Annotated in this window: 19 protein-coding genes; 15 read left to right on the top strand and 4 right to left on the bottom strand. The window is 33.6% G+C overall.

Annotated features, from left to right (window positions below; all coding sequences use genetic code 11):
- Positions 1-395: 395 nt before the first annotated feature.
- From ABWH96_RS11655 to ABWH96_RS11685, 7 genes are all read left to right on the top strand, one after another.
- Positions 396-3,008 (top strand): HYR domain-containing protein, encoded by a 2,613-nt coding sequence (locus tag ABWH96_RS11655; protein WP_375577704.1) that lies wholly within the window; start codon positions 396-398, stop codon positions 3,006-3,008.
- Positions 3,009-3,077: 69 nt separating this feature from the next.
- A complete protein-coding gene (locus ABWH96_RS11660) occupies positions 3,078-4,007 on the top strand; it encodes a type IX secretion system membrane protein PorP/SprF (RefSeq protein ID WP_375577705.1) in 930 nt (309 codons plus the stop codon).
- Complete coding sequence (locus ABWH96_RS11665) at positions 4,004-5,662, top strand: tetratricopeptide repeat protein (RefSeq protein WP_375577706.1); 1,659 nt, start codon at positions 4,004-4,006, stop codon at positions 5,660-5,662. The genes ABWH96_RS11660 and ABWH96_RS11665 overlap by 4 nt, the downstream gene beginning before the upstream one ends.
- Positions 5,655-6,416, top strand: a complete 762-nt coding sequence (locus ABWH96_RS11670) for a hypothetical protein (protein ID WP_375577707.1) — start codon at positions 5,655-5,657, stop codon at positions 6,414-6,416. Before ABWH96_RS11665 ends, ABWH96_RS11670 begins: the two co-directional genes overlap by 8 nt.
- Positions 6,417-6,459: 43 nt before the next feature.
- Positions 6,460-7,731 carry a sensor histidine kinase gene (locus tag ABWH96_RS11675; protein WP_375577708.1) on the top strand — a complete coding sequence of 424 codons (1,272 nt, stop codon included), beginning with the start codon at positions 6,460-6,462 and terminating at the stop codon, positions 7,729-7,731.
- 162 nt (positions 7,732-7,893) lie between these two features.
- Complete coding sequence (locus ABWH96_RS11680) at positions 7,894-8,145, top strand: hypothetical protein (RefSeq protein WP_375577709.1); 252 nt, start codon at positions 7,894-7,896, stop codon at positions 8,143-8,145.
- Between the two features lies 1 nt (position 8,146).
- A complete protein-coding gene (locus ABWH96_RS11685) occupies positions 8,147-9,382 on the top strand; it encodes an NAD(P)/FAD-dependent oxidoreductase (protein ID WP_375577710.1) in 1,236 nt (411 codons plus the stop codon).
- Positions 9,383-9,395: 13 nt separating this feature from the next.
- Here ABWH96_RS11685 and ABWH96_RS11690 read toward each other — a convergent pair whose 3' ends face one another.
- Positions 9,396-9,761, bottom strand: coding sequence for a response regulator (locus tag ABWH96_RS11690; RefSeq protein WP_375577711.1), 366 nt, complete (start codon positions 9,759-9,761; stop codon positions 9,396-9,398).
- Between the two features lie 333 nt (positions 9,762-10,094).
- Here ABWH96_RS11690 and ABWH96_RS11695 point away from each other — a divergent pair, with 333 nt between their 5' ends.
- The 5 genes from ABWH96_RS11695 (at position 10,095) to ABWH96_RS11715 (ending at position 14,790) form a co-directional block, all read left to right on the top strand.
- Positions 10,095-11,063, top strand: coding sequence for a phosphotransferase (locus tag ABWH96_RS11695; RefSeq protein WP_375577712.1), 969 nt, complete (start codon positions 10,095-10,097; stop codon positions 11,061-11,063).
- A complete protein-coding gene (locus ABWH96_RS11700) occupies positions 11,060-11,728 on the top strand; it encodes an inositol monophosphatase family protein (protein WP_375577713.1) in 669 nt (222 codons plus the stop codon). The genes ABWH96_RS11695 and ABWH96_RS11700 overlap by 4 nt, the downstream gene beginning before the upstream one ends.
- Positions 11,691-11,942 carry a hypothetical protein gene (locus ABWH96_RS11705; protein ID WP_375577714.1) on the top strand — a complete coding sequence of 84 codons (252 nt, stop codon included), beginning with the start codon at positions 11,691-11,693 and terminating at the stop codon, positions 11,940-11,942. The genes ABWH96_RS11700 and ABWH96_RS11705 overlap by 38 nt, the downstream gene beginning before the upstream one ends.
- Positions 11,943-12,021: 79 nt before the next feature.
- Positions 12,022-13,578 carry an SDR family NAD(P)-dependent oxidoreductase gene (locus tag ABWH96_RS11710; RefSeq protein ID WP_375577715.1) on the top strand — a complete coding sequence of 519 codons (1,557 nt, stop codon included), beginning with the start codon at positions 12,022-12,024 and terminating at the stop codon, positions 13,576-13,578.
- 723 nt (positions 13,579-14,301) lie between these two features.
- A complete protein-coding gene (locus ABWH96_RS11715) occupies positions 14,302-14,790 on the top strand; it encodes a ribonuclease HI (protein ID WP_375577716.1) in 489 nt (162 codons plus the stop codon).
- A gap of 367 nt (positions 14,791-15,157) precedes the next feature.
- Here ABWH96_RS11715 and ABWH96_RS11720 read toward each other — a convergent pair whose 3' ends face one another.
- From ABWH96_RS11720 to ABWH96_RS11730, 3 genes are all read right to left on the bottom strand, one after another.
- On the bottom strand, positions 15,158-15,709 hold the full coding sequence (locus ABWH96_RS11720; RefSeq protein ID WP_375577717.1) for a DUF2911 domain-containing protein: 552 nt from the start codon (positions 15,707-15,709) through the stop codon (positions 15,158-15,160).
- 94 nt (positions 15,710-15,803) lie between these two features.
- Entirely contained in the window at positions 15,804-17,894 is a 2,091-nt protein-coding gene (locus ABWH96_RS11725; protein WP_375577718.1) for an OmpA family protein, read from the bottom strand.
- Between the two features lie 485 nt (positions 17,895-18,379).
- The gene (locus ABWH96_RS11730) at positions 18,380-18,598 is read right to left on the bottom strand and encodes a hypothetical protein (RefSeq protein ID WP_375577719.1); all 219 of its coding nucleotides are present in this window, start codon (positions 18,596-18,598) and stop codon (positions 18,380-18,382) included.
- A 244-nt stretch (positions 18,599-18,842) separates the two neighbouring features.
- On the opposite strand from ABWH96_RS11730, the gene ABWH96_RS11735 reads away from it, so the two are divergent.
- Genes ABWH96_RS11735 through ABWH96_RS11745 form a run of 3 tightly spaced genes read left to right on the top strand, consistent with a single transcriptional unit; the run spans position 18,843 to position 23,016 of the window.
- Positions 18,843-20,027 carry an AAA family ATPase gene (locus ABWH96_RS11735; protein ID WP_375577720.1) on the top strand — a complete coding sequence of 395 codons (1,185 nt, stop codon included), beginning with the start codon at positions 18,843-18,845 and terminating at the stop codon, positions 20,025-20,027.
- Positions 20,027-21,142: a DUF4435 domain-containing protein gene (locus tag ABWH96_RS11740; protein ID WP_375577721.1), complete on the top strand. Its 1,116-nt coding sequence runs from the start codon at positions 20,027-20,029 to the stop codon at positions 21,140-21,142. The genes ABWH96_RS11735 and ABWH96_RS11740 overlap by 1 nt, the downstream gene beginning before the upstream one ends.
- A gap of 5 nt (positions 21,143-21,147) precedes the next feature.
- Complete coding sequence (locus ABWH96_RS11745) at positions 21,148-23,016, top strand: DUF262 domain-containing protein (RefSeq protein WP_375577722.1); 1,869 nt, start codon at positions 21,148-21,150, stop codon at positions 23,014-23,016.
- Positions 23,017-23,062: the final 46 nt, after the last annotated feature.

The raw sequence follows: 23,062 nt of genomic DNA on the forward strand, positions 1-23,062 counted from the left end.
AGGGATTAGACGGATTAATCTGTCTAATTCTTAATGGTTATGGCAAAGGCTATCATTAAGACGATGTACTAAGCCAACAATGAAAACTTAGAGTTCTCAATGCATTTGGGAACAATTAAAGGCTTTGGTTGACAAACAGTCGGAACGAATGGCTTTAGTTGTTTTGTCAGTTATTTTTAGCTCACTTAATGCTAAAATTTATCTTGATTTAAGATAAATGTAGCAGTTATTCCCATTAACAAACCGACCTACTAAACCAAAAGTATAATTTTAAGTGATATTACTTTAATTATTCACCTATAATTAAAATAGAATTGGCTTTTTTATTCATTTCCTTTTACATAAATTACTTTTTATAATAATTTTAACATCAATAAGCTGTAATTTGTCTCGAAGTGTCCATAAAAATAAATATTCTAATATTTTACTTCATTTTCTCTAGTTTCTTTATCTACAAGGCAGATGCAGGTAATGATGTTCTTGTGGCTGAGGCTATAGATACAGTGGTATCAAATAGTGAAAATTCTCTTAACTCACTTTATTTCTTAGACTGTCCCGCTGACATTGAAGAAACGGTAACTGATGGTTGTGAAAAAATAGTATCATGGCCTGAACCCACTTCTAGTAGTAACCCCGATGTAACTGAAATATCTTCAATCCCTGCATCAGGCTCCAGTTTTCCTTTAGGTGAAACTGTTGTTACTCTCCAAGGCAAAAATAGTGATGGGCAAGTAATAGAGGAGTGTAGTTTTACCGTTACTGTTAAATTACAAGTTACTGAAAATTATGTTTTTCCTGATTCAAAATGTGCGTATGGAGATATTACTAAAACAGTCACGCAGGCATGTAATAGAGCAGTAACATGGCTAGAACCAAGCGTCCCTTGTGATGAAATTCAGTTGCTTGTTGATCCATTTTATGTTCCAGGCGATGAATTTCCAATTGGAACTACAGAGGTCGAGTATATAGCTATTTACAATAATAAGATTTTAGACCGATGTAGTTTTACCGTTACTATTATTGATGATTTCCCACCTGTTTTTGACACTTGCCCCACAGATATAACTGTAAATGCAGATGAAAATTGTGAGGCTATTGTAACTTGGGATGAACCCTCAGTAAGCGATAATTGTGGATCTGAACCTGATCTGACATCTAATTTCAATAGCGGAAGTACTTTCCCATTGGGAACCACAACAGTCACTTATACTGCTACAGATGAAAGTGGAAATATTGCTAGCTGCTCATTTGATGTGACTGTGGTTGATAATACTGGCCCAGAACTAATAAATATTCCTTCCGATATTACCGTTAACGTGGATGAAAACTGTGAAGCAGCTGTTTCTTGGGATGAAATTACTGCTAATGATAATTGTAATGGTCAAGTTAATATAATAACGAATTTCAATTCTGGAGATTTATTTCCAATAGGTGAAACTACAGTTGATATTATTGCAACTGATGATGAAAGCAATGAAAGTACTTCTTCCTTTAAAATAACAGTACAAGATAATAGTGCTCCTATTGTAAGTAATTGTCCATCTGATATAACAGTTTCAGCCAAGGGTAATTGTAAATCATTAGCAGATTGGACTCCACCTGTGTTTACTGATAATTGTGATACTGAGTTGACCATTACATCCAGCCATGACCCTAGAACTCAGTTTTCACTTGGAACTACCCTTGTTACTTATACTGCCACTGACAATGCTGGAAATGAGACTTTATGCAGCTTTAATGTGATTGTTGAGGATGATAATTCCCCTAACTTTACCACTTGTGTAGCTGATATTTTATTATCTGCAAATGATGATTGTGAAAAAATGGCCGAATGGACTACTCCCGAAGTAACCGATAATTGCGATAACGATATTACATTAGAAAGTGATTTTAACTCCGGTGATGTTTTTCCTTTAGGAACAACCACAGTTACTTATACCGCAACCGATGATGCGGGAAATACCAGTAATTGTAGTTTTAATGTTATTGTTGAAGATAATAATGCTCCAGTAGCATTATCTTGTCCTGAAAAGCTAACCATAAATGCAAATTCAAATTGTATAGGAATTGCTGAATGGGAAGAGCCTGTTTTTGAAGATTGTTCGAACCTTAGCATTAGTAGTAATTTCCAAGTAGGAGATGAGCTTCCTATTGGGGTTACAATTATTGAATATACAGCTACAGATGATAATGGATTAAATAGTTCATGTTCATTTGAAGTGGAAGTAATAGATCAAACACCACCAGAAGTAGAAGATTGCCCAGAGGACATAACTATATCTACATCAGACAATTGTGAGGCTACAGTTGAATGGGATGAGCCAACTGCCACAGATCTATGTTCATCAGTAGTTGTTAATTCAAATTTCGAATCTGGCAGTATTTTCTCAGTAGGTACAACAACAATTGAATACGAATTTACAGACAAAGAGGGTAATTTAAGCTATTGTACTTTTGACATCAATGTTGTAGATGAATCTAAAATAATTGTCAATAATTGTCCTGATGATATAATCGTTAAAGCTGAAAATAGCAATGGAACAGCAAATGTAAGCTGGGAAACTCCTACAGCAACAGCAGAATGTTCAGAAATTACGGTAAATTCAAACCATAATTCAGGAAGTTCATTTGAAGTAGGTACAACTACAGTTAACTATACTTTTATTACGGAAAATGGTCAAAGTGAAAGCTGCTCATTTGAGATAACCGTGGAGCCACTTATATTAGATATTGAAATCAATAAATTGATTACGCCTAATGGAGATAGTAATAATGATACTTGGCAAATTTATGGCATAGAGCAATTTCCTGATAATCAAGTAACCATTGTGGATAGATGGGGAGCTGAAATTTATTCTGTAAAAGGCTACAATAATATTGATGTGGTATGGAAAGGTGAAAATAAAAGTGGCGAGATAGTTCCAAGAGGCACATATTACTATTTCATTTCAGTGAAGAATGAACAAGATTTATTAGAAAGAAAAGGTTTTATAGAAATATTAAGATAGGATTATTAGAATTTGATATTTACTTTAGCTAAAAATCATATCTTCTTAATAATCAATAATATATAAAAATTGAATAAATATATAAACTATATTAAATATTTACTTTTCCCGCTCTTATTATTAAGTGGTTTAAGTACTGATTTATTCGCTCAGCAAGGCATTCAATATACGCAGTATATGTATGATGGCTCCTTGATTAATCCAGCTTATGCAGGTGCAGATAATGCCTTGAGTATTTCTTTGCTACATAGGGACCAATGGAATGGGTTAGAGGGAGCACCACAATCTCAAACTTTCTCTTTGCATACACCTTTCAAAAGTCCGAAAGTAGGAGTAGGTCTTTTTATTCATAGAGAAAGCATAGGGGTGCACCAAAACATCCAGCTTGCTACTAATTTAGCTTACCACTTACCATTGGGAAACCAAAGATATTTTTCTTTCGGATTAAAAGCGGGTATGCTAAATGTTAGATCGGATTATCAGTCATTACAAAATGGTAACCCTGATCCATCCGTAAATGATGAGCTTTTTTCAGGAACTGATTTTAATGCTGGTTTTGGCTTCTATTATAAGAGTAAAAAGTTTGAAGCGGGTTATTCCATTCCGTCAATTATAAATAGATCGATAAATGTTAACGACTCTGTAAGCCTGGATCCCATAAACCTTAATCATTTACTATTCGCTCAATACCATATTCCATTAGGAAATAACTTCGTATTAAGCCCCAGCTTTTTGCTGAAATATTTTCAAGCTACGCCACTAAGTTATGATTTTAATATTTTAACCACCTTTAAAAGTGTTTTATCTGCAGGCGTTTCCTACAGAAAGCAAGAATCTGTTGATTTTTTGCTTAGGTTTAACCTTACACCCCAATTCCAAGTAGCATATGCCTATGATTATCCTATTGGAAATGTAAGCAGGTTGGCCCAAGCCTCCAATGAAATTATGCTTCGCTATATTTTCAAGTTTAAATATGAAAATGTGAATTCTCCTCAATGAAATTGATTAATCAGCCATCTACAACCAATATGCTCAATAAAACTATGTTTTTATTTGCATTTATTTTCTTTGCCTTTGTCATAAATTTAAAGGGGCAGGAATCTGTATTTTCGGCTTTAAATCAATCCATAGGGGAGGCTGACAAAGCTTTCATTGCAAAAAACTACGGTAAAGCATTAAGTATTTATGAGGAAATGGCTCAAGATGATAAGGCACCAGAGAATATTGACTTACGGCTGGCTAGGAGTTATTATTTTACATTTCAATATGAAGATGCAGTAAAGTATTATAAACAACACGAGAAAACTAATTTAGAATTTCCTACTGAGGACTATTTCTATTTTGCTGAGGCCCTGACTTCCATCGGAAATATAGAAGGTGCACTACAATATTATCAAATCTGTTTAGACAAAAAGCCTGATAATGAATTATATGCTAGTAGAATATGGCGATTAAGCAATCTCTCTTATTTATATGAGGATTCTATTAAGAATATGGCTCATTATGCGAAAATGAATACGATTCATAGTGAGCTACAGATGGTGCATATTTCGGATAATGAGGTTTACTTGGTATCCAACCAACCACAAGTAGAGATGATCAAGAAAATTGATTCTAAAGAGAATTCGTCATTTTATAATGTAAAAAAAATTGAAACGTATGAAGATCCTTTTTCAATAGTAGCTTTAAATTATGAGAACCCTAAACCAATAGGAAAGTCCTTAAAAACCCCATTTCACTTATCGGCTATTAGTATTTTTAATGATGGAAATCAAATGGTTTTTGCAGCTTCTTCAAAACAAAAGAATGGAAAAGGGAATTATCCTTTACAACTCTATTTTGCGGAAAAGAAAAAAGAGAAATGGTTTAAAATTGCAGATTATGAGCATAATAATAAACAATTTGATATCTCAGAACCAAGCATGAGTAATGATGGGAATACATTGATATTTAGTGCCAATTTCGACAATGGAATGGGTGGAAATGATTTATTCATATCGGTAAAAACAGAAGAAGGCTGGAGCAAACCTGAAAATCTTGGAAATAATATTAATACAGAAAGGGATGAGCGATTTCCATTCTTTCATCAGTCCAATTTATATTTTGCTTCTAACGGACATGCTGGATTGGGAGGGTTTGATATATACAAAGCAAAACTTATGGATAACAATTTACAAGAAATTGAGAATTTAGGCTATCCCATTAATTCGAGTTACGATGAATTATCCTTTAACATCGACAGCCTGGGGCAACAAGGTTTTTTGAGCTCTAATAGGCTAAATAAAGGCTTTGATTTTGATATTTATGAATTTGCTTTAGACTTGCAGGTCTATCCGCTATCAGTAGAAGGTATTGTTAAATTCATTGAACATAATTGGATGGATTCATCTGAACTTCAAGTTCTTCCTTATGTGAATATGGAGCTAATTGACAGAACAGGAAATAATGTGGTAGCTAAGACTAGAACAGATTCAGAAGGAAATTTTAATTTTAAAGTACCTTATTATAGCAAATATAAGATAAGAATTGTAGGAAAAGATTTGGATGGTTTCGTAAGTTTTGAGGTTCCAAAGTTTGCAAAACAAGATTTAAGTTACGAAATAGTGGTGGTGAATGATGACTTTAAAAATAGTTTGAGGGAAGAAAATGAGTAATTTATATTTTGATGGATCTAGAATATCTCCCCAAAAATTAATTGTATTTACACTAATTGTATTTACTTGCATTATTCAATCTTATGTTTCTGATGCTCAGAATAATCAGGTTGTGCAGGTAAAAGCCTTTTCAGAAAACTTAAACATATACCCAAATCTTAGCCTATCCATCAATAAAGGAGAATTTATAAGCCTAAATGAAAATGGGGCAGTATTTGCTAACCTAAAATCTTCAGACATTCCTATTCAATCCATTAAACTAAAGGATGAGACCCTGGAAGTAGCCTCATGGAATTTAAGCAAAGGCATTTTAGAGGTAATTATTCGTAAAAAAAACTATATAGATAAGGAAATAAAGATAGTAAATGAAAATGGGGTAGGTATTTCAAACATTCAGGTTCAATTTACAGGTAAAAAAAAGATAAGTAAAAGAACCAATAGAGAAGGAATATTATCAATTCCCTTGGCACTAAATGAGGAAATAAAAAGTATTAATCAATTTAAAATTCCGGGATATGATATAAAAGATTTCAAAAATCAAGATTCTGTTTTAATTAGGGTTCAAAAAATTCAGTCAGAAGTAGAAGAAGACACTCAGCCTATTGAAAAACAATCAAATCAAATTGTACAAAAAAATGAGACAGGATTAATTCTTCAGCAACTTGACACAATTACTTCATTAAGAGTGTTTTATAAGTTGCTTAATAAAATACAAAGGGATAAGCTTAGTAAAAGTTCTCAAGCTTCTACTTGATCAGAAATTTGATGATCTATATGGTGAAATTATTAATGGGAATTTGTCAGATTCTGGTGATTTACTCAACAATATTTCCGATAGCACAGTGGTGGAAGAAGACATAGATAATTTAATACTCCAAGCTCGTAAAAGTAATCAAAATGTATCTCAACAAAGAGAAGTACTAGAAAAGATACAATTGGTGAGAGATAAGCTAAATGTGGGTTTTGAAAATATGTCAGAGGAATCTAAAGCCAACTTACTAAGGGAAATTGAAGAATTAGAAAATATTTTACAAGCCAATAAAAATGTTTTTAATGAGAATTTGAATACTTATTTAACTGTTATTAATGAATTGAAGAGACGTTTTTTCGATTTGCAAGAGTTGGAAAATCGACTATCAGAAAGCGAGAGAGAAAGGTTAAAAGAAAGGAAAATTTATCAACAACGGTTGTTTTTGACTTTAGGAGTGGCTTTGGTATTTGCTGTTTTAATCATATTGCTATTCTATTTCCGATCTAGATTAAAAAGGCAAAAGACAAAACTTATTGAAGCCAATAAAGTCGTGAAACTTACTAATGAAAACCTAGAGAACATTGTATTAGAACGAACCTTTTTACTACATAAAACTTTTAAAGAATTAGATACAGTATTGTATAAGGCCTCTCATGATTTGCGTGCACCGCTCAGTTCTATTGCTGGAATTAGCGATTTACTTAACAGGGAAACTAATAACGATGAGCTTACAGGACTTTTATTTAAAACGAATAAAAGGATGGATAAGCTGTTGAAAAAATTAAGTACAGTCAGTGAAATTCATCAGCCCGGAGAGTTTGAGGAGTTTGATGTAAAAGCACTATCAGATAAAGTGATTGCTTCATTTAAAAACACCGTTAAAGAGAGAGGTATCCAATTTTCAATTCATATTGAAAATGGAATTTCAGTATTGAGCATCCCGAAACTATTTGAAGTGATTTTGTATCACCTTTTGGAAAATGCGTTTTTCTTTTGCTGGGTGGATAATGATAAGGGGGGTAGAGTCGATTTAAAAATTAAAATTCAAGATGAGAAGCTAGAAATTTCTGTCTTAGATAATGGAATTGGCATTGATGATTTGATAAAACATAAAATATTTGAAATGTTTTATGTAGGTAGTGAGCATTCAGATGGTAATGGTTTAGGCTTGTATATAGTTCAAAAGTCAGCAGAGCTTTTAAATGGAAAAGTGAAAGTAAATAATGAAAAATTTGCCGTTACCAAATTCATAGTTCAACTTCCTATAGATGGTAAAGGCAGTAATACATTAGATTTTTTGAGTAGCCTAAAAGCTTAAAACGCTGTTCGACTTTAAATTTTTATCGGTCTATTAACTGAATAGTAAATTCCTAGATTATTTATAAGGTGCTAATAAGTTTTTATTAAAGAAAACGTAAAATCATAGTTAAAACTCCGCTTAACCCATTAATTTTAAACTTTACAATTTTTAAGAAGTATTATGTTTAATGGAGCAGCATTCCCCAAGGCCTTAGAAGAATCAGTTTTTGAAGACTGGTTAGAAATAGGTAGAGCAAGTAAAATCGGCTATAATTACATGCTTATTATCTGGGATAATTATGATGATGATTATCAGGCTGTATATGTTGAAGAACGTGAGAGCATTCATAAATATGAACGCTATGAGAGTTCCACTGGCCGTGAATCTTTGGTGGCAGCTTATGATTTGTATTCTGAAAGCAGGGTAGGATAAAATGAATGCTAAAAATCATGATTTCGATCTCATAATAGTAGGAGCAGGACCAGCTGGCTTTGCTTGTGCCTATCAGTTAAGAAATCAAGATTTGAAAATTGCTATAATCGATCAGGCAACTTTTCCTCGTGATAAAATTTGTGGCGATGCCTTAAGTGCGGATGTTGTCAATCAGCTTTATAGAATGGATCAATCATTAGGTGAAAAGTTTGAAAGCTTTGCTCAAAAAATTGATTCTCATGGCGTTCGCTTTGTGGCACCTAACCATTCCTTTCTAGATATCAATTACCAAAACCCCAATCACGGAAATGCAGCCGGTTACATCAGTAAAAGGATAGATTTTGATCATTTTCTATTCCATCAAATTAAAAACCAGTCAAATATTGAAGTTTTTCAGTCTGAGAAAGTACTAGATATTAGAAGGAATGCAGAAGGAATTGAGCTAAAGACTGATAAAAGACAACTGATTGCGAGAATGATGATTGGAGCGGATGGTGCGCATTCCATAGTGAATAGGAAGTTAGGCAGCATCAAAGTAGAAAAAGACCATTATTGTGCTGGAATCAGGCAGTATTTTGAAGGAGTTACAGGTTTTCACGCTAATCAGCATATAGAACTCCATTTTTATAAAGAACTATTGCCTGGCTATTTCTGGATCTTTCCACTTCCCAACGGACAAGCGAATGTGGGATTAGGAATGTTATCCAGTGAAGTAAGTAAAAAGAAAATTGATTTGAAGAAGGCTTTATCTGACCTTATTCAATCAAAACCAGATTTAAAAGAGCGTTTTAAAAATGCCAAAGCATTAGAAAAACCACAGGGATTTGGATTGCCCATAGGTTCTAAAAAGAGGCCCATTTCAGGAGATCGTTTTTTACTATTAGGAGATGCAGCCAGCTTGATTGACCCTTTCACTGGAGAAGGAATTGGCAATGCCTTAAGAAGCGGAAGAATAGCTTCAGAATATATTTTTAAAGCATTTAAAAATCAAAACTTTACTGCTGATTATCTTAGGAAATATGACCAAATGGTTTACCATAAAATGTGGAATGAATTGCGGATCAGCCGAAGGATTCAGATGCTACTTCGATATCCTAAACTTTTCAATTTTGTCGTTAATAGAGCCAATAAAAATTCTTCTGTTCGAACCCTTTTAACTTCCATGCTTGATAATGTGGATTTGAAAAAGGAATTAGTGAAGCCTAAGTTTTATTTGAAGTTGTTTTTTGGGGGATAATAAACTTTATAAATCATACTATAAGCCCATTTTTATTCAGCATTGCTTTCAATTTCTCCAAGTCAATAGGCTTATCAATAAAGCCAATTACATTCGGATATTCATCTAATTTAGTCTTATCAATACTTTCAGATGATATCATAATAATTTTAGGTTGCTGTTTCATCAAATCCAGAACATCAAAACCACTCAAACCATCAATATATTGATCTAAAAAGACCAAATCAGGTTGATTTCTATGAATATCCATCAATCCGCCCAATGTATCAACTCGGGAACTTATATGCTCAAACTCGGGAAATATGTCGTCTATATTAGTTTTGAGCCATTTACTGAATATATGATCATCGTCTATAATTAAGTATTTTATCTTGTTCATTTATAAGTTTTAAATTTGATTTGAATCTAAGCTTTTCAAAAGTAAAAAAAAATACTGATTAACTATTAGTGTTTCATACATTCGAACTCATATACAGTAGCGAACTTAAAATAGAATTAAATTTTTAAAGCATATTTACAATCAAAACCACAAATTAGGGCAGGAGCAACTATTTATTTATCTATGATTGAGAAGACTAATAAGCATTTTTGGACTCGCGTTGCCAATAGGCACTATTATTTGTTACTAATAATGCAAGTGAAAAGTGTAAGGTTTCCAAATAAAGAAATACTTGCCCAAACCATTTAAAAACCACAACTTTGAGCTATTACTATGGATGTAAATCAGGAAATTTTAGCTATCACAAAGGCTTCAAGCATTATCAGAAGCGAATCTGTACAAACGCTTTGGAGCGGTTATGGAGAAATAAAACGCTATGTTTTAGAAGGAGGGAAATATCCTAGTGTAATTGTTAAGCATATCAAACTTCCAGATGCCAGTCAGCATCCAAAGGGGTGGAATACTGCCATATCACATAAGAGAAAGCTCAAATCATATCAGGTAGAGCGGCATTGGTATGAAGAATTTGCGCATAAAACGAATGCCTATTGCAGAGTTCCTCAAAGTTATCATGTTGTAGAAGAGGCCAATGAGCTATTATTGCTCATGGAGGATTTGGACGCAAGTGGTTTTCCCATTCGCTTGCATCATGATAAAGTTAGTCTACGTCATGCTAAAAGTTGCCTAAGTTGGTTGGCGCATTTTCATGCCAAATTTATGAATACTAAAGCCGATGGTCTATGGACGATAGGCACTTATTGGCATTTAGAAACTCGACCTGATGAATGGGAGCGGATGGAAAATGACTCCTTAAGAAATGCTGCAAACGCTATAGATGAAAAGCTTCAAAATGCTCAATATCAAACGATTATACATGGAGATGCCAAATTAGCTAATTTCTGTTTTGCTGAAGATGGCACTGTGGCAGCTGTTGATTTTCAATATGTTGGCAAGGGATGTGGAATGAAAGATGTTGCTTATTTTATCAGCAGCTGCTTTGAGGGCGAAGATTGTGAAAAATATGAAGATGAGCTATTGCAGTACTACTTTGGGCAACTTAAAGATTCTTTAGATAACACAATTGATTATCAATCGGTAAAAAAGGAATGGAGTGCACTTTATCGCTTTGCCTGGGCTGATTTGTATCGCTTTCTGGATGGTTGGAGTCCAGGGCATTGGAAGATGCATAAGTACAGCAAACAACTAACTGATAGAGTTTTAAATGAATTAAAGATCGCATGAGGCTTACAGATAAAGATTTATATTCACTTTGTAAGATTGCAGAAGGAGCGGCAACAGCTGCTGGAGAATATATTCAATCTCAGTTTGATCAACATTATCAGAAGAAACAGAAAATAGGAAGTGATTCTATCGCCTCACAAATTGTAACAGAGGTGGATTATAAGGCTCAGGAAATCATTCTTCAGCAATTGAATGACAGTGTCAAACAATATGATTTGGGCTTATTGACCGAGGAAGCCCAAGACGATGCCTCTCGATTGGAAAAGGACTATTTTTGGTGCATTGATCCAATGGATGGAACTTTAGCTTTTACGGAAGGAAGGTCGGGATATGCCGTATCCATTGCTTTGTTGTCGAAATCCGGGGATCCGCTTATTGGAGTGGTATATTTACCCAACTTAGATGACATTTATACTTCCATTAAAGGAAAAGGTTTGCATTTAAATAATGAAGAATTCAAAAGAAAATCGGTTGAAACTGACCTTTTGCACGTTTATATGGATATTAGTCTCCAATCAGCACCCTATTTTGACTTTCTAGAGAAAGAATTTCAAAAGTGGGCAGGCGAGAAGAAAAAGACCTTGCGTACCAAGAGGGTTATGGGCCGTAAGAAACGCTATAGGCGTATTGCATTCCGCTTCGGCTTGTTACTTCAAATTTCCTAAAGAACAAAAAGGAGGGGGTAGTATCTGGGATTATGCAGCCACCCGATTATTTTTTGAGGAACTAGGACTCATTGTTGCCGATAGTTTTGGAAAACAACTCCATCTTAATAATCCTGAATCAACCTTTATGAATAAAACGGGTGTACTCTATGCCACCGATGGTTCCTTATTTGATTTTATCCTCAGACTTGGTTATCAACTCGATGAGATTTAAATATTGCCATTATTATATTTACCTAAACATAAAAATAACTGAATATTCATGACTATTTTTGTGGCTTCAAAAATGATATATGACAGAAATTCAGGAAGAAAGCAATCCCACCGCTTTCAGTGAAGAACAAATTGATCAATGCATCTCCATCTTGGAGACATTGAATTTAGATACCAATCAAATTTTTGACATCCCAAAAGAGAAAAGAACAGCCTTACTGATGGCGGCAGGCTTATTTTCCAGACCGAGTAGAGAGGAATTTCGAAGGAGAAAGAAAGAAGCCCGAAAATCTGAGAGGAGAAAAATCAAAGAAAAGGATAAGGCCGCAAGAAATGGAACTGGTATTAGAAGTGCTCGTGAGGCTTTAATTTTTGAAGCTCCCAAAATGATTTCTTTAACAGGTGAGATTCCCAAATCAGATGTTAAATTAGAAAAGGCACGTGAGTGTTATGTTTGCAAGGATCAATATGATACGTTGCATCATTTCTATGATACGATGTGCCCAAGCTGCGGTGATTTCAATTATGCCAAGCGCTACCAAACCGCAGATTTAACCGGTCAAGTGGCGCTGATCACAGGTTCTCGTTTGAAAATTGGCTATCATATTACATTAATGATGTTGAGGGCAGGGGCCACTGTCATTGCCACTACTCGTTTTCCAGTAGATTCAGCGCTCCGTTTTGCTAAAGAAGAAGATTACCACAAATGGAGTCATCGACTGAAAATTCATGGTCTTGACTTAAGACATATTCCTAGCGTAGAGATTTTCTGTAATTTTATTGAGCAGCAATACGATAGGCTGGATGTATTGATTAATAATGCTGCACAAACGGTAAGGCGACCAGCGGGATTTTATCAACACTTAATGCCAAATGAAGAAAAGCCCATTTCTGAATTACCAGCCTCAGCACAAGATTTGCTTTCAGATCATCTTGCTTGTGTAAAAGAACTGCAAGAACTAAGTGAGGGAGTTGCAGAAGGCCAAAAGAATCTGCCCGTAAGTTGGCATGGAAAAAGGCTAGGAGTGGGGCTCAGTAATTCAGCTAAGCTGTCTCAAATTCCATACAGCATAGATAATTCATTAAGTACGGAGGAAGTATTCCCGGAAGGAAAATTAGATGCTGATTTGCAGCAAGTGGATTTAAGAAAAACGAATAGCTGGAGATTAAAATTAGGAGAGATTAATACCATTGAAATGGTAGAAGTGCAATTGGTAAATGCTGTTGCTCCTTTTGTGCTATGCAATCGCTTAGCGGATCTGATGAAGAAGGATGATACAGGTAAGAAACATATCATTAATGTCTCCGCTATGGAAGGAAAATTCCATCGATATCATAAAGAAGATCGTCATCCGCATACGAATATGGCAAAAGCGGCTTTGAATATGATGACGCATACTGCAGCATCTGATTTTGCCAAATATGGAATTTATATGAATGCGGTAGATACAGGATGGGTAACGGATGAAGATCCAGCTGAATTGGCGAAAAAGAAGGAAAAAGAACACGACTTCCAACCGCCTTTAGATATAGTGGATGGTGCAGCCCGTGTGATGGATCCCTTATTTGATGGCATCAATACCGGGAAACACTGGTGTGGCAAGTTTTTAAAGGACTATAGGCCGATTGATTGGTAGCCCCCTTAATCCTCCAACTTAACAACATTCTTTTTTAACCACAAAGACACAGTAGAACACAAAGGAAAATAACTAAAGTTATTTTTTTAGGATATTAGTGGTACTTGAGAATTCAAAGCTTAACTTAATAGCATTGAAGACAAAATTGGGAATGCACACCGAATTTTTTTGTATTTTAATTTTGTTTTACAAAGCATTAATATTCAGAACAAATTGTTGAATTTAACTATTTACTACTTATTAAAATCCGTGAGATCAAAGTTAGCGTGATCGTGCTCAAAAAAGCGGGCTATTTCTGTAAAAAATAATAGTACGAGCTAGGAAGCTCGCACCCAATGTCGTTAAGTTAAGGATTTTATTATATCTCGGGCATCTGTTTTTACTCATGCCTGACAATGCAGTTTAATTGTTTCTTAATAGAAAATTAATAAAATCCGCCAGAGGCGGTAGTAGTTTCCACTAGCCGGAGGCTAGGAAGGAAATTATTTTTCTATCGCCATGCTCTGGATGGTGATGGTTACTCGCCTCTGGCGCTGGATAATAAGACTGCAAAAGTTTCTTTGTCTCCAATTATTCAATAATTGCTTCAAGCTTTTTTTAATAGCGATTTGTATTCATTTTTGAAGTCTCATACTGGTGTAAAAGTATTAAACTAGAGCAGTTTTTCTTAACTTAACGACATTGAGCTCGCACCAGCAGTCTGAATTAAAGAAACCTAAATATTTGAAAAACAAACAATTACTGTTCATTGACGGAAGTGTAAATAACCAACTCAAAGTGGGCTGCGGTGCTGCTTTGGTGCTTAATGAAACTGAGTTATCTGAAATCGATCTTAAGGAAAGAATTAAAATAAAAAAGTTCAGTAACACCTCTTCCACTAAATTAGAGCTTCAGACCTTGATTTGGGCACTAAATGATCTTGATGATCACATTGAAAAAGTAGTAATTTATACAGATTCTCAAAACATTGTGGGTTTACCAGCTAGACGTAAAGCCTTGGAAGAAGCAGATTATCATTCTAAAAAAGGAAAGCTATTAAATCACCATGAGCTGTATCGGGCTTTTTTCAAAATTACCGATAATTTGGATTGTGAATTTGTAAAAGTGGAAGGACATCAAGCTAGCAAAAACAAAGATGATTACGATAAAATCTTTACGTTGGTAGATCGAGCTGCTCGAAAAGCTTCAAGGGATTTAAAATCTTCTAGTTAAATATAGTAAGTGAATTGCTTAGCCCATGGTCAAAATATTTCGCCCTTTCAGGGCTGGGTTAGGTTTAGTTTTTTAGGAAGTAGGGCTTTACCCTACTTTAAGATATGTCGTCCCTTCGGGACTTTGTTAAATCTATTATTCAAGAAATATTTCAGCTTTAAAATAAGGGATTGGTTTTTGTTTTTTTATCATTTTAATGTTCATTCAAGTCCTGAAAGGACGTAATACCACAACACAGGGTGAAGCCCTGTGTTATAATAGATCACCCTCTAAGCCCTGAAAGGGCGTAATATTGTATTGTGGCCAGAACTAAAAAAATCAAATTCACTTGCTTCTAAAACCCATTACTTTGAAGTAATAAACATATTTATTGAATTGTTACAGGAACTTGAAACATAGTTTGATCCCAGCTAAAGTTTATATTGGCACCATTATCAGTTGAGCTAAAACCGATAGTGAAAGTCTCTACTGCTGAAGTAGGTTTTTGTACCGGAACTTCAATAGTTACCACATCCAATTCATAATCCGGTTCTGCAGCTCCAAAGAAAACATCTGTTTCGCTGTTTAAGGTGATTTCGAAGGTTTCAGGACCTGGAACTGCATACATTCGATAAGTTCCAGCCTCTACTGCTTTGCCTCCGAAATTGACATCTTTATTAAAAGTGATTTCGGTTGCTGCATTGGCGCCTAATCTCCAATATTTTCCATAAGGCTGCAAAGCCCCTTCACTTTCCTCTCCAAATATCAATCTGCCTTTTTTTGAAGGTTGGCTATAATCAATGGTGATTTCCAATCCGCCTTCATTATAACTGACTGTTGCGGGTGGACTAACGGGAGTAGCAAAAAATAATCCGTAAGCTACCCAAATAATCAATACGAGCACTAAGCCTCCAAATCCAATTAAAATTTTCTTTTTCATATCTTTTCTTTAAAATGGTGAATTACAATTATTAAGGAAGATATCCAAAAAGTTTATTGAATGCACTCTTTTTTTAAAAGAAAAGTTTTAAAGCTTACAAAGATAATATGGTATATTCCACCCGTCTATTTTGCTTTCGCTCTTTTTCAGTTTTTCCATCTGTCACAGGTTTTGATGAGCCATAGCCTTTGGTTTTAATTCTTTTCTCTTTAATGCCTGCTTGCACTATATAAGCTTTTACAGCATCCGCTCTATCTTGTGACAAGATCCTGTTTAGCCTTGCGGAACCTCTTCTTTCAGTATGCCCTCCAATTTCAATTTCCATGGTTTCAGAGGATCGCATAAACCTTATTAATCGATCTAATTCAGGATGTGAAGCTTCTAGTATTTCATAGCTCCCTTGCCCAAAATACACATTATTCAAACTAATAAAGGAGCCTTCGCTTAGCGGACTCAAATAAATATCTCTGGTTATCTCCTGATAGTTCTCCTTCTGTTGCAAATCGATATTGTCGTGGGTGGATAAATAGCCCTCTAGCTGCGAATAATAGCCATAATGTTTACCGTAAGGAAGAATGATTTGGTAGCTGCCATCCGATGCATTCGACCTTACGGAATTCTGTCTTCTTCCTTTGGGTAATGATTCAAAATAGAGCTGTGCTTGTAAAGGTTCTTTTGTGTTGGCATCTAAAATCCTGCCTTTAATCAATACTACAGGGTCGGGTTTTAGCTCCTCGGGTAGTTTTACTCGGTAGATATCTAATTGGGCAGCACTATCACTTTCGGAAACCATATAAGCCCAATTTCCGTGAGCCGGAATAGTAAAATAACCGTCCCAATTAGGAGTGTTAATTTCAGAACCTAAATTAATAGGCTCACTCCATTCATATCCTTCATCATCCAACATACGGCTCATAAAGATATCCATATCACCATAACCAGAATGGCCTTCACTAGAGAAATAGAGCGTTTTCCCATCCGCAGCCAAAAAGGGAGCGCTTTCATTGCCAAAGCTATTGATTACTTTCCCTAAAGTCCTTGGCCCAGACCAAGAGTGGATATATGAGGTATAATTAGACAGATACAGGTCATTCAGCCCCTCATTGTATCCTGTTTTTAAAGATAGCACCATACTTTTTCCCGTAACAGAAAGGCTCGTTTCAGCGGTATTGGAAGAGTTGATATAGCTTGATATCTTCACTTTCTCAGGAATAGACCAATGGTCATCTTGCCATTCAGTCATTGAATAGCCATTGCTAGTCAAGCTGAGGCCATCTTTTGAATAGGTATTGCTTAAGAGTAGCTTGGAATTATCAGTAGCAATCCCCATTACATTATTGTGGCCAGGTGTATTCAAAGGAAAACCCAACTTCACAGGAGGAGCCCATTGATCATCCTCTAATGTAGACTGCCATATCTCCTGGGCCAAATCATCTCCCTCACTTCTGGTGAAGTATAAGTTTTTTCCATCATAAGAGACAATGGGGTTAAGTTCTTGCGCCTTGGTATTTATGCTTTTGGGCAACTTTTCCTTAATCAATTTAGCCTTCGTGTCCAGTTGATTAATAGGAGGTTTATCCTGCAATACGTTAAAATAATCCACGCTTATGCCAATATCTCCATTCAAAACCATACCTATTCTGCCTCCTTGAAAATGAACCTTACTCTCAGGTATTTGGGCAACTTCCTGCTCATTTATGCTGAAGAAAATAGTTTCTCCACGCTTATGAATAGTCAATTTATTGTCTTGGCCTTTCTCCCGAATTGCAGCAGACTTTTGCCAGAGCGTAAATTCCTTGATTTTTTGTCCCCAACTTGAATAGATCTTATAACTTCCAGATGAATTAATAATAAAAGAAAAGGTTGATTTACTACTGAAATGAGATCCCCAATGGATACCATAAGAGCCCTTGAATTCACCCTGAGTTTGCTTTATCAAAGCTTCTATTTTATAGTCTGATTTAGGATCAATTGCGATGTGGGTATAAGTACCAAATCTATCTGTTTTATTGGACCGATCAATGCTTAAGCGCTGACCGTCATAATGATAATGGGCATTGCTATCACTTTTGAACTGCCATCCATAAGTGGGAGATGTAAAATCTTCCTGCATTAAATAGTTGGTTTGTGCAGACAAGAAAAGGGGAGAAGTGCAGCATAAAAATAGCAGCAAAAAGTACTTCATAAGTTTATTTGAGTTCAATTAGTGCGCTAAACTAATAGAAAGCTTTTAATAATGCCAAATGAACAGCAAAGGGAAATACAAAATTGGTTACTGAGAGTGGTCTTAAACTATTCTATTTTTATCGTAAAAATTTGTCTCTCCATCTAAGGTTTCAATTCCTTCATCTAAACCCACTTTTCTATCTAAACTTAAAATTCTAAATTAGATATAGTAAAATTTCAACTAAAACCTATAAGATCATGCCTGCAAAACATACCCTTACCAAAGAAATACATAAAGAAACAAAAAGAGGAACCACTGGATGTGGAACTAGTTTGAAAGACCGTCCTAGCCAATGGGTTTTTACAAGGAACAAAATTACTTGTGAGAAGAATGGGTGTAGGAATTAGATTTCTACTTTATTATCTATTCAAAACAAATCAAAGTAATTAGACGGCTTTAATTCAAAGACTATAGTCGTCTTTTCATTTTTAACAAATACAATTTCAATCCTCCCAACCGCAAAGTGTTTTCTTAGATTCTTTAGCATCGGATAAGGTGACTTTAACCACTTCTGCTTTACATGCATTTAAACCCCTGCAATCTTTTTTATAGTGGTACTTTTTAGCGGTTTTGCTGTCACAAATGTAAACATGATCAACTACCGTATTAAATGAAAATAGTAAGATGGTAACAAATAGGATAGAGCTCTTCAGGAATTTCATGGCTAAAGTGTTATGTGCCACCGATTATAGACAATAATATTGTATAGTGAAGTAGTATAATTGAATAAAAGTAGCACTCTCTGTCTAAGATTTTAGTTTATTCGTCTAAAGCAACTTTTTTATGTAAACTAAAAGTACTAGTTTACAAATTAATATTTTAACTAAACCTAAATATCATGCCTGTAAAACATACCCCAACTCAAAAAGTTATTTTCAACACAATTAAGCTTTAATAATGTCATTTTTGGATTTCAAAAGATTTTCTATTACTAAATTATTTGGAGAAAAAGATTTCGATATTGTTATCGAAAATAATGTAATCTTATTAGTAGCAGAAAATGGCTCAGGTAAAACAACTCTTCTAAGAATTATTTACTACTTTCTCTCAAAGCAATGGATACGGTTATTAGACTTCAATTTTGAGTCTATCGTTGCAAATGTGGAAGGAAAAAAAATTCAATTCAATAGGGATGAATTTCTAACCAAACGATTTGATGATATTCCAGTTGATGATTTAATCAAAAAATATCCAGTGTACAAAAGTTTTTTAGAAAGTGACTTAAAAAAAATTGATGTACTTGATTTAATAAGAAATCCGATTAGGGCAAGACAACTAGAAAGTGATTATGATATCCCATTAAACCTTCTTATTAAATTAATAGATGATATAACTCAAAAAATGTTTTCATCTTTAAATGCGAATTGGAATGAAAATATAATATACTTACCAACTTTTAGAAGAATAGAAAGAGAATTTTCAGATCTTTTTAATGATTTAGATAAAAGACTAGAATTAAGATTAAAGTCAACTTTACCTAAATACATATATACGAATACAAATGAGTTGGACAGTCTTGATGAATTTAATGACAAAGCATCTTTAGGACGTGAATTAAGTCAAATGTTTACGAATTTATGGAGTAGTAGAGACTTAGAAAATTGGAAAAGGAAAGAGGCTGAAAATTTTCACATGGAGTTAGTGGAATTTGGTATGTCAGATGTAAAGTATCATGTGAGAAATTACATAGCGCAAAATGTTGATAAATCTACCAAAAAAATAGATGGAAATGATAAATTAAAAACATTTTTGAGATTTTGTAATGAATATTTAATTTCAGACAAACTAGTCATAGAAGGCAGAAATCTAACAGTGAAATCTAAATCCGGTGAAGTTCTTGATTTAATTAATCTTTCATCAGGTGAAAAACAGATAATTTCTATATTCGCTCATTTATGTTTAAACCAAAAACCACCCATAATAATTATAGATGAGCCAGAACTTTCACTTTCAATTAAATGGCAAGAAACATTAATATCTGATATTATGAAAGCCGGAGCAAGGTTTTTAATTTCAGCCACGCATTCGCCTTTTATTGTTTCTGACGAATATATGAGTATGACTCATGGTTTAAACGAATTCAATAAATAATGGATTTCATAGACATATTTTTTCAAAAAAGAAATGATTATCAATCAAGGGCTGGAAGTTTAAAATTAAAACAAGAGTATAAAAAATTCAGTAAAACTGTTCATCTATTTTTGGAAAGTGAAGATGATTTTGAGTTTTATAGACATTTTCTAAATAAATTCTATAGTGGCTATAAATACTATCCTTATGCCCAAAAGGGAAAACAGAATGTAATAAAAGCTTACAAAGAAATGGATTGGGATTCATATTCAAGATATAGGATTTTATTTCTTGTAGATAAAGATTATGATGACCTTTTAAATCGAGATTTCATTAAAGCTTCAAATTTTTTTAAAACTAAATATTATTCAATTGAAAATTATCTTGTAAATGAGAAAATATTAATCTCAATACTGAATAGAGTTTACAATATAAAAGATGAAACATTACAGCAAGAAGCTTTAGATAGCTTTAAAGCTTCCTATCAAATTTTTGTTAAACACATTTTAATAGTTACTGCATGCATTCTCATTTACAGAATGGAGGAAAAACATATTAACCTTGAGAAATTAAAGATGGAAAAGATGTTTTACTTTAATGGCACTCAGATTGAAAAATTAAAATATCTTGAACCAAATTTGCATCAATCAACTATGCAAGATCCAACTTTACCAAGTTCAAAAAAAGGAAAATTTACTAATAAGAAACTTTTAGAATATATTCTCCAAAGTACTGGTGCTGACGATGAATTAATCAATTATAAAAAAATATTAACAAACCTAAGAAAAGTAAATGAAATTAGTGAACCAAAGAAGGTAGTAAGAGGAAAATTTGAGTTATGGTTTTTTTTTAGTTTTATAGAAAGTTTAGAAAATACTTTAATAAAAGATTTAAATAATGAAATTGATAACTTTAACAGAACAGTTTCATCTGATATGAAGAAACCAAAATATAGTAGAAAATATGAAATAAATCATAAGAATGTTTTTGATCTGCTTAGCTCAAAAGTGGAAACTCCAACGGATGTGAAAAACTTTTTGAAAAAAAATAAAAGGAATGGTTACATATCGAAAATACGAAATCAAATCCTTAAAATCACGAATACAATTGAATTCAATTTGAGAATGAAATACTGAAAGACATGGATAATATTAAAAGCATATTTAATGATAAAATATTTCGCATCCCTGACTACCAAAGAGGGTATTCTTGGGATAATACACATTTGAATGACTTTTGGCAGGATTTAATGAACCTTCAGCGAAATAGAATTCATTATACTGGAATGATAAGTGTTGAAGAAGTTCAAAAGAAAGAATATTCAGAATGGAAAGAAGATAAATGGATTATTGAAGGAAAGAATGATAAACCATATTTTATAGTTGATGGGCAACAAAGAATAACTACTATAATAATCCTTATTTGGACAATCTTAGATCAAATAGAAGAAGATCAAGAATTAAGCTTTGAAAGTAAAGATCAAATCAGATCAAAATATATTTATACTGAAAATCCAAAGGGTGATCAAAGATCATATGTATTTGGATATCATAAAGATAATCCAAGCTATGAATTTCTTAAACAGGAGATTTTCGAACAAGTTGATAACAATCAACAAATTGATTTAGAAGAAACAGCTTATACTAATAAATTATTAAATGCTAAACATTTTTTTGTAAAAAAAATCACTGGTTGGAATTTAAAAAAGCTGGAAAATCTATATAATAAAGTAACAAAGAGTCTAAAATTCGATTTTAAAATCCTTCAAGAAGATCTTGATATTTTCATTGTATTTGAAACAATGAATAACAGAGGTAAACCACTATCAAACCTTGAAAAATTGAAAAATAGACTTATTTATCTTTCAACTCTTTTAAAAGATGTCGAAGACGAAAACAAGAAAGAACTTAGGGAAAGAATTAATGATAAATGGAAGGTCATTTATAAATACCTAGGACTTAATAAAGACAAAAAATTAGATGATGATTCATTTTTGCAAAGTCACTGGATAATGTACATGCGATATGAGCGAAGAGAGCCAGAGTTCTACGCAATCGATATATTTGACAGGGTTTTTACAACTCAGAGGGCTCTTAAAGGCGAATTAAAGTATGAGGATGTTGATAATTACATAAACAGTATTGGAAAAGGTGCTAGAATGTGGTTTTGCATGTATAATCCTAGTCACAGACATGCTTGTGAAATTCTGCAATCAAATGATCTTATCATATGGCTAAAAAAACAAAATCGATTAGGTTTTAAAGCTTTTGCTCCGCTAATTCTGGCTGCTTTTGTTAAGGGGATTCAAAATGAAAAGGTCTTAGATTTATTAATCTTAACTGAAGCATATGTTTTTCTTATTTTCAATGTTTCAATTAGGAGGTCAAATACTGGAACATACCATTTCAATGCTATGGCTAGCCAGCTTTATTCTGATGAATTAACTATAGATGAAATAATTGATGATATAAGTCTTTGGATTTATGGAGACAGAGATGTTCACGGTTATTTTGATGAAAGTAACTTTTATAGTTTTTTAAAGGATCTATTTGTTAGAGATACTACAAATGGATACCATGATTGGAAATATCTTAGGTACTTTTTATATGAATATGAACTTTATTTAAATAATAATTCCGAAAATGATATGGATTGGAATAAATTTAAAAATATCCATTATGTAATGCCTCAAAATCCACACCTTAATTGTTGGAAATCAATATTAAATACCTATAGTAAAATGGATAAAAAACATTTAAGTAACAGTTTAGGTAATTTCGTACTTTCTACAAACAAATACGATGAAGATGAAGAAATGTGTTTTGAAGATCAAAAGCACCTTTTTATTAAAGGATGTAAAATGGAACAGGCATTAGTCTCATATGACAATTGGGGATATGAAGAAATTGAGCAAAGAGGGCTTGACATGCTTTCATTTATGGAAGTAAGATGGGATATCGATTTAGGTAATTCAGAGCAAAAGAATAAATTACTTTTTCCTTACACATAAATTGATTCCCTCGTTGCCGCCATGCTTTGCATGGTGGAAAGGTTTT

Source organism: Marivirga tractuosa (assembly GCF_042140215.1).
GTDB lineage: Bacteria > Bacteroidota > Bacteroidia > Cytophagales > Cyclobacteriaceae > Marivirga > Marivirga tractuosa_A.